This window comes from Pseudomonas sp. SK3(2021) (assembly GCF_016772375.1).
Taxonomy (GTDB): Bacteria; Pseudomonadota; Gammaproteobacteria; order Pseudomonadales; family Pseudomonadaceae; genus Aquipseudomonas; species Aquipseudomonas chlororaphis_I.
This window is the reverse complement of record NZ_CP061943.1, coordinates 5,137,646-5,151,215: the sequence shown is the minus strand read 5'-3', so window position 1 is coordinate 5,151,215 and position 13,570 is coordinate 5,137,646. Positions and strand designations below refer to the sequence as shown.

Below are 13,570 nucleotides of genomic sequence, written 5' to 3'. Positions count from 1 at the left end.
GGTAGAAACAATCGTGCGGTTACAGGGTCAGGAAGCCGTCGTAGAGCCCGTAGGCGGCCACCAGGGCGCCTATGACCACTGCGGTGAAAATCAGCTTCTCGACGTTGGTGAAAATCGGTTTGCCCAGCTCCCGCTTGGCCTTGGCGAACAGGATCGCGCCGGGGGCGTAGAGCAGGGCGGAGAGCAGCAGGTACTTGACCCCGCCGGCGTACAGCAGCCAGATCGCGTAGAGCAGGGCTATCACCCCGATCAACAGGTCTTTCTTGCGTTCGGCCAGGGCCGCCTCGTAGGTTTCGCTGCGTACCGCCAGCAGCACGGCATAGGCCGCCGACCACAGGTAGGGCACCAGGATCATCGAGGTGGCGAGGTAGATCAGCGACAGGTAGGTACTGGCCGAGAACAGGGTGATGACCAGGAAGATCTGCACCATGGCGTTGGTCAGCCACAGGGCGTTGACCGGCACGTGCTTGGCGTTCTCCTTGCGCAGGAACTCCGGCATGGTGTGGTCGCGGGCGGCGGCGAACATGATCTCCGCGCACAGCAATACCCACGACAGCAGCGCCCCCAGCAGCGAGATGATCAGGCCGACGCTGATCAGCACCGCGCCCCAGTGGCCGACCACATGCTCCAGCACCGCCGCCATCGACGGGTTCTGCAGCTTCGCCAGTTCCGGCTGGGTCATGATGCCCAGCGACAGCACGTTCACCAGCACCAGGAACAGCAGCACGGTGATGAAACCGATCACGGTGGCCTTGCCCACGTCCGAGCGTTTTTCCGCGCGGGAGGAGAAGATGCTCGCGCCTTCGATGCCGATGAACACCCAGACGGTGACCAGCATCATGTTGCGCACCTGGTTCATCACGCTGCCCAGGTCGGGGTTCTTCATGCCCCAGATGTCCGCGGTGAAGATGTCCAGCTTGAAGGCGAACAGGGCGATCAGCACGAACAGCAGCAGCGGCACCACCTTGGCGACCGTGGTCACCAGGTTGATGAAGGCCGCTTCCTTGATCCCGCGCAGCACCAGGAAGTGCACGGCCCACAGCAGCAGCGAGGCGCCGATGACCGCGGCAGGAGTATTCCCCTCCCCAAATAGCGGGAAGAAGTAGCCCAGGGTGCTGAACAAGAGTACGAAGTACCCCACGTTGCCCAGCCAGGCGCTGATCCAGTAACCCCAGGCCGAAGAAAAGCCCATGTAGTCACCGAAGCCGGCCTTGGCATAGGCGTAGACACCGCCGTCCAGATCGGGTTTGCGATTGGCCAGGGTCTGGAAGACGAAGGCCAGCGTCAACATACCGACAGCGGTAATAGCCCAACCAATAAGAACGGCGCCTACATCGGCACTTGCCGCCATGTTCTGTGGCAAGGAAAAGATCCCGCCGCCAATCATCGAGCCGACTACCAAGGCGACTAACGCACCAAGTCTTAGCTTTCCGGAAGTGTCAGGCATTGCATGACTCCATTGCAGGAGAAGAGAGGCGTCAGAGTAAAACTGCGAAAAATCCGAACAGCTGATTTAGATCAGGTCATCGCTACATTCCATTGTGAATGAATGACTTAAGCTGTCTTTGCGGAAACTGGCGGGAAGTCTGGAAGCACCATTCCAGAAGGCCTGTGGGCGCTTGATGAAAGGTCTTCTCATTGGCGCCAGATTGAAGCTAGCCCGCTTTCCAGAATGCGCAACTAGTTAGAAAGTTATAAAGATGCCCGGTGCGCTGATGGCATTCAGGTGTTATGCCTGATAAAAAACGCAGGTATTCAGTATGTTCTGATCTTTGTCAGGTCGACTGTTCCATAAAGGATCAATAATTGACTCTTTTAGTCCGTTGCCAGCCTGTGGAAGTTGTTTAATTTCATATAGTTTGTTGTCGGACAATTGGACTGGATGCAGAGGTAGGCATGCCACAGACCACGCAAAAACTGCGGCTCGGCGCCCTGATCGCCCTGGTGGTGGGTTCGATGATTGGCGGCGGGATCTTTTCCTTGCCGCAGAACATGGCGGCCCGGGCCGACGCGGGAGCAATCCTCATCGGTTGGGCGATCACCGCCGTGGGCATGCTGACCCTGGCCTTCGTCTTCCAGACCCTGGCCAACCGCAAGCCCGAGCTCGACTCCGGGGTGTATGCCTACGCCAAGGCAGGCTTCGGCGACTACATGGGCTTTTCTTCGGCTTGGGGTTACTGGATCAGCGCCTGGCTGGGCAACGTGGGGTACTTCGTGCTGCTGTTCAGCACCCTGGGCTATTTCTTCCCGGTGTTTGGCCAGGGCAACACCCCGGTGGCCATCGCCTGTGCCTCGCTGCTGCTGTGGGCCGTGCATTTCCTGGTGCTGCGCGGGATCAAGGAAGCGGCCTTCATCAACCAACTGACCACCGTGGCCAAGATCGTGCCGTTGGTGATGTTCATCGTGATTGCCGCGGTGGCGTTCAAGGCGGACATTTTCACCCGCGACATCTGGGGCCGCGGCAACCCGAACTTCGGTGGGGTGATGGACCAGGTGCGCAACATGATGCTGGTCACGGTCTTCGTGTTCATCGGCATCGAAGGCGCCAGCGTCTATTCGGCCCGGGCCGAGAAGCGCGCGGACGTCGGCCGGGCTACGGTGATCGGCTTCATCGGTGTGCTGGCCCTGTTGGTGCTGGTCAATGTGCTGTCCCTGGGCATCATGAGCCAGCCGGAGCTGGCGACCTTGCAGAACCCGTCGCTGGCGGCGGTACTGGAGCACATAGTCGGCCCCTGGGGCGCGTTGCTGATCAGCATCGGCCTGACGGTTTCCCTGGTCGGTGCCTTGCTGTCCTGGGCACTGCTGTGTGCCGAGATCCTGTTCGCCACGGCCCGCGACCGGACCATGCCGGCCTTCCTGAAAAAGGAAAACGCCAACCATGTGCCGGTCAATGCCCTGTGGCTGACCAACAGCATGATCCAGGTGTTCCTGCTGATCACCCTGTTCTCCGCCGGGACCTACACCAGCCTGATCTACCTCGCCTCGTCGATGATCCTGGTGCCTTACCTGTGGTCGGCGGCCTATGCGGTGTTGCTCAGCGGCCGTGGCGAAACCTACGAGCACGCTTCGGCCGAACGCATGAAAGACCTGCTTATCGGCGGGGTTGCCCTGTGCTACGCGGTCTGGCTGCTGTACGCCGGCGGGGTCAAGTACCTGCTGCTGTCGGCCCTGCTGTACGCCCCCGGGGTGATCCTGTTCGCCAAGGCCAAGCGCGAGCAGGGCGAGCCGTTGTTCACCGGCATCGAGAAGGGCATTTTCGCCGCAGTGGTCATAGGCGCCCTGGTGGCCGCCTATGGCCTGTACAGCGGTGTGCTGTCGCTATGAGGCTGGCTTACCAGGCGCCTTATGACTGGCCGGCGATGCTGGCCTTTCTCCGGGCGCGGGCTATCGAGGGAATGGAGACCGTCAGCGGCGACTGCTATTCGCGCAGCATCAGCCTCGATGGTGTGCACGGCTGGTTCAGCGTGAGCCCTGGCGACAGCGCTGCGCTGGCCCTGACCCTGGACTTTCCCGACCCGCAAGCCCAGGCGCGGATCGTTGCGCGCATCCGCCGCCTGCTGGACCTGGACACTGACTTGGCGCCGATTCACCGGCAACTGTCCGCCGACCCGCTGATGGCCCGCTTGATCGCCTCGCGACCGGGGTTGCGCGTGCCCGGTGCCTGGGACGGTTTCGAGCTGGCGGTGCGTGCGGTGCTGGGGCAACAGATCACGGTGGCAGCGGCCATCCGCCTGGCGGGCAAGCTGGTGGCGCAATATGGCCAGCCGCTGGGCTGCGTGGGGGCGCCAGCGGGGTTGAGCCATGTGTTTCCCGAGCCGGGGCGAATGGCCGGCGCCGACCTGGCAAGCCTGGGCATGCCGCGCAGCCGGGGGCGAACCCTGTCCGGTGTGGCGCAGGCGCTGCTCGACGATCCGCAGCTGTTTGCCCCCAAGGCCAGCCTCGAACAGAGCCTGTCCGCCTTGCGGGCGCTATGGGGCGTTGGCGACTGGACCGCGCATTACGTGGCCCTGCGCCAGTTCCGCGAAGCGGATGCCTTTCCCGCAGCCGACGTGGGCCTGCTCAATGCCCTGGCGGCGCTCGAAGGCGGGCCTGTCAGCGCCAGCCAGTTGCTGGCCCGCGCCGAGGCCTGGCGGCCTTGGCGCGGTTACGCGGCGCAGCATTTGTGGACGGCCTTGTAATCCCCTCGCACCCGTAGCCGCTGCCGAGCCTGCGAGGCTGCGATCGAGGTGGGCGGCATTCCGACGTAGTCCTCGCCAACCCTGTGCACGCGGTATGTATAGAAGAAATAACGCATGGCCTGTTTTACGGCCGCTGCGCGGCCGATCGCAGCCTCGCAGGCTCGGCAGCGGCTACAGGTTACGCGTTACAGGCTCACCATTTCGGGCGATGGGCGCCCAGATCGCTGGCGGGGTAAGCCCATTGCAGGGGCGTGCCGCTGATCTGCAAGGGCACTTGCAGGCGATGGGCCGGGCCCCAGGAGGTCTGCTCCACCAGCAAGCCCTGATCGTCCAGGTCTTCGGCACGCAAGGCGGGCTCGGCGTTGCCATGGGCGTGCTCGATTAACAGCTTGGCGGTCCGTGCCAGCGACAACCGTGCGCTGCCGACGGCCCCGCTTTTCAGTCGTTCGTTCAGGGTGCGGATCGCGGCGGCGGCCATCAGGTAGCCGGTGGCGTGGTCCAGGGCCTGCACCGGCAGCGGTACCGGTTTATCGGCCTGCTGCCAGCGCTGGCCGGCCTCGGCAATGCCGCTGCTCATCTGCACCAGGCTGTCGAAGCCACGGCGGTTCTGCCAGGGGCCGCTCCAGCCATAGGCATTCAGGCATACATCGATCAGCCCCGGGGCGAGGCGCTGGCGCTCGGCCGCACCGTAGCCGAGGCGTTCCAGGGCATCGGCGCGGTAGCCGTGCAGCAGCAGGTCGGCTTCCCCCAGCAGGCCTTCGAAGACCTGGCGATCGGCGGCGTCGTGAAGGTTCAGGCGGGCGCAGCGTTTGCCCAGGGTGACTTCCGGGACCACGCCGGGCTCGTTCCACTCCGGTGGGTCGATGCGCAGCACATCGGCGCCCAGCCCGGCCAGAAAGCGGCTGGCGATGGGACCGGCCAGTACCCGGGTCAGGTCCAGCACCTTGATCCCGGCCAGGGGGCGTGACAGCGATCCACGCCAGGGCTGCGCGGCGTCTGCACCTTGCTTCACGTAATGCACCAGGGGCTCGGCATTCACGGCCTGCCCCTGGGGATGGGCTTGCCACTCGGCCCAACTGCGCATTTGCGCAGCGCAGCCGCCTGCCTCGACCACCGCCTGCTCCAGGTCGCTCTTGTTCCACTGCGCAACCTTGGCGGCCATGGCCGGCCGGTCCGCGACCCGGCCGAGCACCTGTTCGGCCGCCTGGCGATGATGGGGCGCATTGGTGTGCAGGCGAATCCAGCCGTCCCGGGTGGCGTAGTCGCCGGCGACCGGGTCCCACAGCGGCGGCACGCTCCAGCCCAGCGGCCGCAGGGAAGTGGCGAACCAGAAGGAGGCCAGGCGTCGGTCGACGCTCAGGGCAGGCATGCGCCCGGTCTGGCTGAACAGCAGCCCGGCCGCCGCTTGGCCGGCCGCGGCGATGCTGGCGCTGGCCAGTTCGGTCACGGCGAAGGCCGAGGGCAGGGCGCCGCTCGAGGTCAAGGCAATCGGGGTCAGAGGCAAGCCAAGCGCGGCTTGAACAGACGACAGCACATCGGTCATTGCAGGCCCTCCGCAAGAGAGGGGGCAGCATAGATCAAAAAAGTGCAGCGCCGCAGCCTTGTGATGGAGCAAGGGCTACCTGTAGGAGCGAGCTTGCTCGCGATGGTCGTCAACGATGGCGCGCACTCACTGGCTCAATGCGGCGCGCTCCGGTTCATCGCGAGCAAGCTTCGCTCCTACAGTCCTACAGAGGCGAGGGTCAAACCCGGAACTGGTCCATCAACTTCATCTGTTGGGTGGTCAGGGCGTTGAGCTGGCTGCTGACCTGGGCCGACTCGGTGGCCTGCTCGGTGAGGGATTCGGTCACGCTGCGGATCGCCGAGACGTTGCGGTTGACCTCTTCGGCCACCGCGCTCTGCTGTTCGGCGGCGCTGGCGATCTGCAGGTTCATGTCGCTGATCACGGTGACCGCGTCGCTGATCTTGCCCAGGGCCTGCACCGCTTGCTGGATCTGCCCGGCGTTGCTCTGGGCCTGGGCCTGGCTCGAATGCATGGTCGCCACCACGCCCCGGGTGCCGCTCTGGATGCGCTCGATCACCACGCGGATTTCTTCCACCGAATCCTGGGTGCGCTTGGCCAGGTTGCGCACCTCGTCGGCGACCACCGCGAAGCCGCGGCCGCTTTCCCCGGCGCGCGCCGCTTCGATGGCGGCGTTGAGGGCCAGCAGGTTGGTCTGTTCGGCAATGCTGCGGATCACTTCCAGCACCGAGCCGATCTGTTCGCTGTTGACCGCCAGGGCTTCGACCTCGACCACCGCCTTGCTGACTTCCTCGGCCAGGGTGCTGATGTCGCGGGTGCTGCGCTCGATGATAGTCATGCCGTCCTTGGCCGACTGGTCGGCGCCACGGGCGGCGTTGGCGGCGTTCGAAGCACTGTTGGCGACGTCGTGGGCGGTGGCGCTCATTTCGTTGGAAGCAGTGGCCACCTGGTCGATTTCGCGGAACTGCACTTGCATGCCTTCGCTGGTCTGGCGGGCGATCTCCGAGGACTGGTCGGCGGTGCCGCGGGCGTCGGTGATGCTCTGCTTGATCTGCGCGATGGTCGGTTGCAGCTTGTCGAGGAAGCGGTTGAACCAGCCCACCAGCTTGCCCAGTTCGTCTTGCTTGCTGTACTTCAGGCGCTGGGTCAGGTCGCCGTCGCCGCTGGCGATTTCCTTGAGCATCTGCGCGACGCTGTTGATCGGCCGGGTCACGCCGGAGGCGGTCAGCCAGATCAGCAGCAGGCCGATCACGCCGGCGACCGCCGCCACCAGCAGGGACACCAGGGTGCCCTGGGCCTGGGCATCGTCGAGCACGCTCTGGAGTTTCACGGTGTTGGCTAGCAGCACCTGCTCCGGCAGGTCGATCACCACGCCCCAGGGGCGGGCGTCGGCGATCGGGCTGACCGGATACACGGCGCGGATCAGGTCGCCCTGCTTGAGGATTTTCGGGGTATTGCCAGCCAGCAGTTGCAGCACATCCTTGCCTTCGGCGCCGAGGGTGTCGGCGATGCCCTTGCCGACCTTGGCCGCATCGTTGCTGTAGGCGGCGAGGATGCCGCCGCCGGCGACGATCAGCATGTGCCCGGCACCGTCGAACAGCCCGCGCTGGGACTCGGCGGCCGCGGCCTGCAGGGCATCCAGGGCGATGTCCACGCCGACCACGCCTATGGCTTTGCCGTCGACGATCAGCGGCAGGGAAATGGTGGTCATCAGCATCAGCTTGCCGCCCACGGTGTCGGCGTACGGGTCGAGCAGGCAGGTGCGCTTGCTGTCGCGCGGGCAGGTGTACCAGCTGTTGTAGGGGGTGCCGCTGACGCTCAGGGTGGTCTTGTTCATGTCCTCTTCGACCATCACCGTGTTCAGCCCGGTGCCACCGGCACGGCTCCAGTAACTGGCGAAGCGCCCGGCTTCGTTGGAGGCACGGCCGGCGTCGTTGGCGAACTCGCTGTCCTTGCCGTCGAGGGCGTTGGGCTCGTAGGCCAGCCAGATGCCCAGCACTTTGGTGTTGCGTTCGAAGGCGGTTTTCAGGCTGTGGTTGAGCTCTTCGCGCAGCGCCGCGGCGTCCAGCGAACGCTTGCCGGCCATGGCCCGCAGGTCGTTGATCTGGTCGGCCAGGGCGGTGATCACCAGCAGGCTCTCGCCAAAGGTTTTCTGCACCCGCACCGCCTGCTCGGCGGCCCGGGCCTGCAGCAGGTTCTGCACGCTGTCGGTGAGCATTCGCGAACTGGAACTGCCGACCAACTGATCGTTCTGGTTGGTCTGGTAGATGTTCATCCCGACGATCAGGCCCACCACGCCGAGCAGGCAGAGTCCGGACAACAGCACGATTTTCAGGCGAATGGACAGAGCGTCGAACATGGGGCGATCTCGCGAATGGACGGGTGGTGAGCGGTGAGTCGAATGACTCCGGTCGCCAAGTCCATTTAGCGCCATGCCCGGAACATCGGCTTGAGCGGCATTTGCCTGAGAAAAAGCCGACGAGCGGTCATGTGTTTGACATAAACGGGGAGGAGGGAGGTTTCGCCGGAGGGCCTGTCGCGGGCAACCGAGGCGTCGACCGGCGGCTCTTGCCGAGGAATCAGGAGGCCGGGGCCAGAGCCTCCGGGCGCGACCAGATCCACAGGTTGCCCAGGCCCATGCCGGCCAGTGCCAGGTACAGGGTCCAGTGATGAGTGAGCAGGCTCAGCATCAGGCCGGCGCACAGCAACATGCTGACGGTGGCGCTGACCTTGGCCTGGCGGCTGATGATCCGGCCGTTGCGCCAGTTGCTCAGGATGGGGCCGAACAGGCGATGGTTTTCCATCCAGGCGCTCAGGCGTGGCGAGCTTTTGGTCGCGGCCCAGGCGGCGAGGAGCACGAATTCGGTGGTCGGCAGGCCGGGCACGACGATGGCGATCAGGCCGATGGCCAGGCTGACGTAAGCCAGACAACCGAAGAACAGGCGGGAGGCCTTGGACGGGGATCGGGTTGTACCGGTCATGGGTTCGACGATGAGGTAGCGAGCATGGGGCTCAATCCGCAAGGGGCAGGGTAATGGTTATCGCGAGCAAGCTTGCTCCTACCGAGGGGTATGGTTCACGCGCCCATTGTAGGAGCGAGCTTGCTCGCGAAGAAATATCAGGCCGGTTCAGGCGCCGTGTCGTAGGCCTTTTCCAGCAGCACGGTAAAGCGATTGAAGGCATCCAGCGCGCCTTTTTCCGCCGCGGCTTCTTCTTCGGCGCTGAATGCCAGGCCGTCGAGGGTGCGGGTGAAGGACTTCCAGCCTGCGGCGCGACCGCCCGCCGGCTCGGCCAGGTGCCGGGCACCGAAGGTTTCGCTAAGGCCCAGGCCCACCGCGCGCTTGATCAGGAACGCCGCGCCCAGCTTGGAGCCTTCGGAGACGAACAGCCAGCCCAGGGCTTCGGCCTTGCTCGGGTTCTGCACCGCGCCCGTCACCGGGGCCGGGACTTCGGTCTCCAGGTCCGCCAGGTCGGCCTTGGCCGCTTCGGCGCGGCAACGCTCTGCCAGGTCCGGGACGATGGCGATCAGCGCCGGGTCGTTGTAGAGGGCGACCAGTTCGGACTGGAACAGGTACTGGGCGACGACGAAGCGGGCAAAGCTGCTGGCGCTTTCGAACGGCGCGTGGGCCTTGACCAGGGCGTCGAGCCTGGCATGGGGCTCGTGGGTGATCTGGTTCAGGCGCTGGGAGCGCAGGCTCGGGCGCTGTGGGGAATCCTGGGGGGTCATGACGATGTCCTTGGTAAATGAGCTACTGAAAACGAGAGCTGCTTGAAATGAGAAGCACTTGCTAACTAGACGAACAAGAAGACGCGGCACCGTAAAAAATCCTCACTGCGCTCCATCGAAAAGCGCAGTGAGGTAGAGCGGGTCAGATGTCCCAGATCAGGTTGACCGCGAAGTTGCGACCCGGCTGGGTCAGGCGGTCGAGGTTGGCCGGGCTCAGCACCGCGGCTTCGCCGACGCTGTCGTAGCCGCGCACGTCGTCCCACAGCCAGTACTTCTTGTCGGCCAGGTTGTAGACGCCGGCGCTGACGGTGACGTCGTCGCTGACCTTGTAGAAACCGGTCAGGTCGAGCACGCCGTAGCCTGGGGTCTTGAACTGGCTGCTGGTGCCATCCGGGGTCTTGAAGCTGCTGCTGTCGACGCGGTCTTTCTTCTTGACCAGGGTCCAGCTGAGCAGGGCGCCGTAGTGGTCCTGGTCGTAGCCCAGGCCGAACACGCCGGTCAGCGGGTTGACCGCGTTCAAGGGTTCGCCGGTGTCGTTGTTGCGACCGTAGGCGTAGGCCACCGAACCCTGGGTGTACAGGCCCTGCGGCGCGCCCAGGGCGTCGAGGTCGAGCCGGCCCTTGACTTCCACGCCCTTGATGGTGGCGTGCTTGATGTTGTTGCTCTGGAACGTCAGCTCGTCGTAGCCCGGGGTCACCGCGTCTTCGTTGATGAAGTCGCGGTACTTGTTATAGAACACCGCCACGTCGAAGTGGCCGGACTCGAAGTGGCCGCGCAGGCCGGTTTCGTAGCTCTGGCTTTTCTCCGGCTTGAGGTTCGAGTTCGGCGCCACGCGGTAGCCCGTGGTGGTGTTCTCGAAGCGGCCGTACAGCGCCTTGGCGGTCGGGGTGCGGAAACCCTCGGCGTACTGGCCGTACCAGGTGTACTGGTCGGTCAGGGCGTAGGTCAGGCCGAACTTGGGCGATACCCGATGCCAGGTCTTGTTCTGGTCGCTCACTTCACCCTGGCCATCGGCGGCCACGGTGTTGAGGAACGCCTGGGTGATGTGCGGCTTGAGCCGGGTGTAGTCGTAGCGCAGGCCCGGCAGGAAGGTCCACTTGTTCCAGCTGATCTGGTCCTGGGCGAACAGGCTGTAGGTGTCGAGGGTCGGGTCCGGGAAGTCGCTGGACTTCTTCAGTACGTCGGACGGGCTGATGGCGCCGACCGCCGTGCAACCGCGACCGACCGCCAGGCAGGTGCCGCTGCCGCTGCGCGAGCCGGTGACCTTTTCCTGCTTGAGGGTGGTGCCGTAGGTCAGCAGGTGCTCGGTTTCGCCGATGGCGAAGGCCTTGTCGGCCTGGGCGTCGAAGACCCACTGCTTTTCCTGGTAGAGGGTTTCGCGGCTGCGCATGACGTTGCGGGTGAACGGGAAGTAGTTTTCCAGGGTGCTCTGGTCGGTCTTGGCGATCTGGTAGTTCAGGCTCCACTTCACGTGGTCGGCCAGCAGGCTATCGAGGGCGAAGCGGTTGTCCAGGCCGAAGCGTTCGCGGGTGATGGTGTCGTTACCGGTACGCGAACGGTACATGCCCAGCGGCTGGCCGGCGTTGAACGGGCCGCCCACGGCGCTTTTCTGGTGGGTGTCGCGGTCGTCCTTGTACTTCTCGTAGGTCAGGCCCAGGCGCGCGTCGTCGGCATAGTTCCAGCCGGCCTTGGCCAGTACGTTGGTGGTGCGCACGTCTTCCGGGTTGGCGGCGGTGCGCGCCAGGCCGGTGCCGTTGTTGCTGCCGTAGGAGTCGGTTTCGTGGCCGTCGCGCTGGCTGAAGTGCAGCAGGCCGTCGAACTGGCCGCTGCGCCCGGCCACGGTGGCGGATTTCAGCCAGCTGTCGTCGGCCGAGCTGTAGCCAGTCTTCAGGCGGGCGCCGACGTCCTGGCCGGGCTTGATGATGTCGTCCGGGTCGAGGGTGAAGTAGCTGACCGCGCCGCCGATGGCGTTGCTGCCGTACAGCACCGAGGCCGGGCCGCGGAGGATCTCCACGCGCTTGACGATTTCCGGGTCGACGTAGTTGCGCTGGGTCTTGGCATAGGGGCCGTTGAAGAAGCCGTTGGGAATCTCCACGCCGTCGACCTGGGTCAGGATGCGGTCGCCGTCGATGCCGCGGATGTTGTAGCCGCTGATGCCGCCACGCTGGCCGGCACCGCCGACCGTAACGCCCGGCTCGTAGCGCACCAGCTCTTTGATGGTGTTGACGTTGTTGCGGTCCAGGTCCTGGCGGTCATGCACGGTCACGGTGCTGGGCACGCTGTTGACGTCCTGTTCCTGGCGCGTGGCGCTGATGGTCACCTGTTGCAGGTTCAGGGCGCCGCCGCTGGCGCGCTTTTCCAGGACGATGTTGTTGGCGCCCAGCTTGCGGTAGCTCAGGTGGGTGCCCATCAGCAGGCGGTCCAGGGCTTTTTCCGGCGGCAGCGAGCCGCGCACGCCCGGGGAAGCGATGCCTTCGCCCAGCTCCGCCGGCAGGCCGACCTGCCAGCCGGTGACGGCGCTAAAGGCGTTCAGCGCCGACACCAGCGGCTGCTGGTCGATGGCGAAGCTGTAGTCGCCCATGTTGCGTGTCGGCAGGGCCTTGGCCCCGGCAGTGGCGGCCATGACTGGCGCGGTTCCGGCCAGCAGGATGGCGGCGGTCAGCAGGGACAGCGTGCAGTTCTGCAGGCGGGCCTGGCGGGAAGATGAAGAGGACCGGCTGTTGAGGCGAGAGGACATCGATAGCGCTCCGTGTCGCACGAATCTTTATAGGTGCTGATTTCGCATATTTAATGCGAATCAATTGCATTGGCTATAACGAGACGAACGACCGACAGCGATCGCGTAAAAATAAATGCGCCAGCCTCAATACGAAAGGTTGGCGAGCGAAGGTCAGGCAAGGCGCAACGACCAATGGGAGTAACAGCCGAAGGCTGGCCCGGAGGGTGAGCGCAGCGAATCAAAACAGGCGAGGAACGGCCGGGGTCGCGCCCGACTGTAGGGGCCTGCATGAGCATTCCGATCGGACTCGCGCACGAGCCTGTTTTTGCGTAGCGCCGAAGGCGCCCAGCGCGCAGCCAGTTTTCGTGCAGAGGCTAGTTGAGAATCACCAGTGCAGGGAACTCCCGCAGGCGCGCCGAGGTGATGTGAGCCAGGGAGCGCACCACATCCAGCGGCTGGTCGAGACGATAGTTGCCGGTAACCGCGACATCGGCCAGACGCTCGTTGTTGTTGACGATCCAGCCCGGGTAATACCGGCGCAACTCGGCCAGCACCTGGTTCAGTGGGCAGTTCTCGAACACCAGCCGGCCCTGGACCCAGGCCAGGTCCTTGTCGAGGTCGAGCTTGGCCGGGCGGTCGAAACCGTTGGGGCCGATGCGGATGCTTTCGCCGGCCGACAGGCGCACCCGGGCATCGTCGTGGGTAGCGCGCAGGTCGACGTCGCCACGCTGCACCCGCACCTGGGCCACGCCGTCCAGGTAACGCACGGCGAAGGCAGTGTCGCGCACGCTGGCACGTACCGGGCCGACATCGAGTTCCAGCGGCTGGCCGCGGCTGGCGGGGATCTCGAAGAAGGCTTCGCCCTGGTACAGGCGGGCCACGCGCTGGCGCTCGTCGATGGTGCTGGAGAATGCCGAGTTGGTGTTGAGCAGGACTTTCGAGCCGTCCTCCAACTGCAGGCGCTGGCGCTCGCCGACCAGGGTCAGGTGATCGGCCTGCAGGCGCAGTGGCAGGTTGCTGAAGCTGAACAGGCCGAGGATCAGCACTGCCGCGACCGCCAAGGGCCGCCAGTGCGGACGCAGGCGCGACAGCGTGCCGACCTTGTTTTTTTGCCTGTCCAGGCTCTGTGCGCAGCGCACCACCTGCGGACCGTTCCAGATTGCCTGGGCCTTGTCGAAGGCTGCGCTGTGCAGGGGCGAGGCGTTCAGCCAGTCATGGAATTGCCGGGTCTGCTCGGGGCTCGGATTCTCCAGCCGGATCAACCAGTCCAGGGCCTGGTCCATGGCTTGGTCCGCGGCGCAGGGAGGGGAGGTTTCCTCGTCCTGGGCGGTCGGCGGGGGGCGGTGGATGTCCGTCACGGGTGTTCCTCGGCGGTGTCTGTGCACGGCTGTTTTTTGGATGAAGAGCGCAGGGCGGTCAAGGGT

9 protein-coding genes are annotated in these 13,570 nt (G+C 65.0%); 2 read left to right on the top strand and 7 right to left on the bottom strand.

From position 1 onward, the window contains the following. Positions 1–19: 19 nt before the first annotated feature. Entirely contained in the window at positions 20–1,447 is a 1,428-nt protein-coding gene (arcD, locus tag IF690_RS22605) for an arginine-ornithine antiporter (protein ID WP_202697455.1), read from the bottom strand. A gap of 449 nt (positions 1,448–1,896) precedes the next feature. On the opposite strand from arcD (IF690_RS22605), the gene arcD (IF690_RS22600) reads away from it, so the two are divergent. Together arcD (IF690_RS22600) and IF690_RS22595 are read left to right on the top strand one after the other, a co-directional pair. Beyond that, positions 1,897–3,324 carry an arginine-ornithine antiporter gene (arcD, locus tag IF690_RS22600; protein WP_202697454.1) on the top strand — a complete coding sequence of 476 codons (1,428 nt, stop codon included), beginning with the start codon at positions 1,897–1,899 and terminating at the stop codon, positions 3,322–3,324. Further along, complete coding sequence (locus IF690_RS22595) at positions 3,321–4,178, top strand: DNA-3-methyladenine glycosylase family protein (RefSeq protein WP_202697453.1); 858 nt, start codon at positions 3,321–3,323, stop codon at positions 4,176–4,178. Before arcD (IF690_RS22600) ends, IF690_RS22595 begins: the two co-directional genes overlap by 4 nt. Positions 4,179–4,371: 193 nt before the next feature. Here the strand turns inward: IF690_RS22595 and IF690_RS22590 are convergent, their stop codons facing one another. The 6 genes from IF690_RS22590 to IF690_RS22565 all read right to left on the bottom strand — a co-directional run bounded on the left by IF690_RS22590 (position 4,372) and on the right by IF690_RS22565 (position 13,504). Then, complete coding sequence (locus IF690_RS22590) at positions 4,372–5,721, bottom strand: CoA transferase (protein ID WP_202697452.1); 1,350 nt, start codon at positions 5,719–5,721, stop codon at positions 4,372–4,374. Between the two features lie 199 nt (positions 5,722–5,920). Next, entirely contained in the window at positions 5,921–8,059 is a 2,139-nt protein-coding gene (locus tag IF690_RS22585) for a methyl-accepting chemotaxis protein (RefSeq protein ID WP_202697451.1), read from the bottom strand. A gap of 220 nt (positions 8,060–8,279) precedes the next feature. Further along, positions 8,280–8,681, bottom strand: coding sequence for a YbaN family protein (locus IF690_RS22580; RefSeq protein WP_202697450.1), 402 nt, complete (start codon positions 8,679–8,681; stop codon positions 8,280–8,282). Positions 8,682–8,818: 137 nt separating this feature from the next. Beyond that, positions 8,819–9,427, bottom strand: a complete 609-nt coding sequence (locus IF690_RS22575; RefSeq protein ID WP_202697449.1) for a biliverdin-producing heme oxygenase — start codon at positions 9,425–9,427, stop codon at positions 8,819–8,821. Positions 9,428–9,569: 142 nt separating this feature from the next. Then, positions 9,570–12,164 (bottom strand): TonB-dependent receptor, encoded by a 2,595-nt coding sequence (locus IF690_RS22570; RefSeq protein WP_202697448.1) that lies wholly within the window; start codon positions 12,162–12,164, stop codon positions 9,570–9,572. Between the two features lie 356 nt (positions 12,165–12,520). Continuing rightward, on the bottom strand, positions 12,521–13,504 hold the full coding sequence (locus IF690_RS22565) for a FecR family protein (RefSeq protein ID WP_502710154.1): 984 nt from the start codon (positions 13,502–13,504) through the stop codon (positions 12,521–12,523). Positions 13,505–13,570 lie beyond the last annotated feature (66 nt).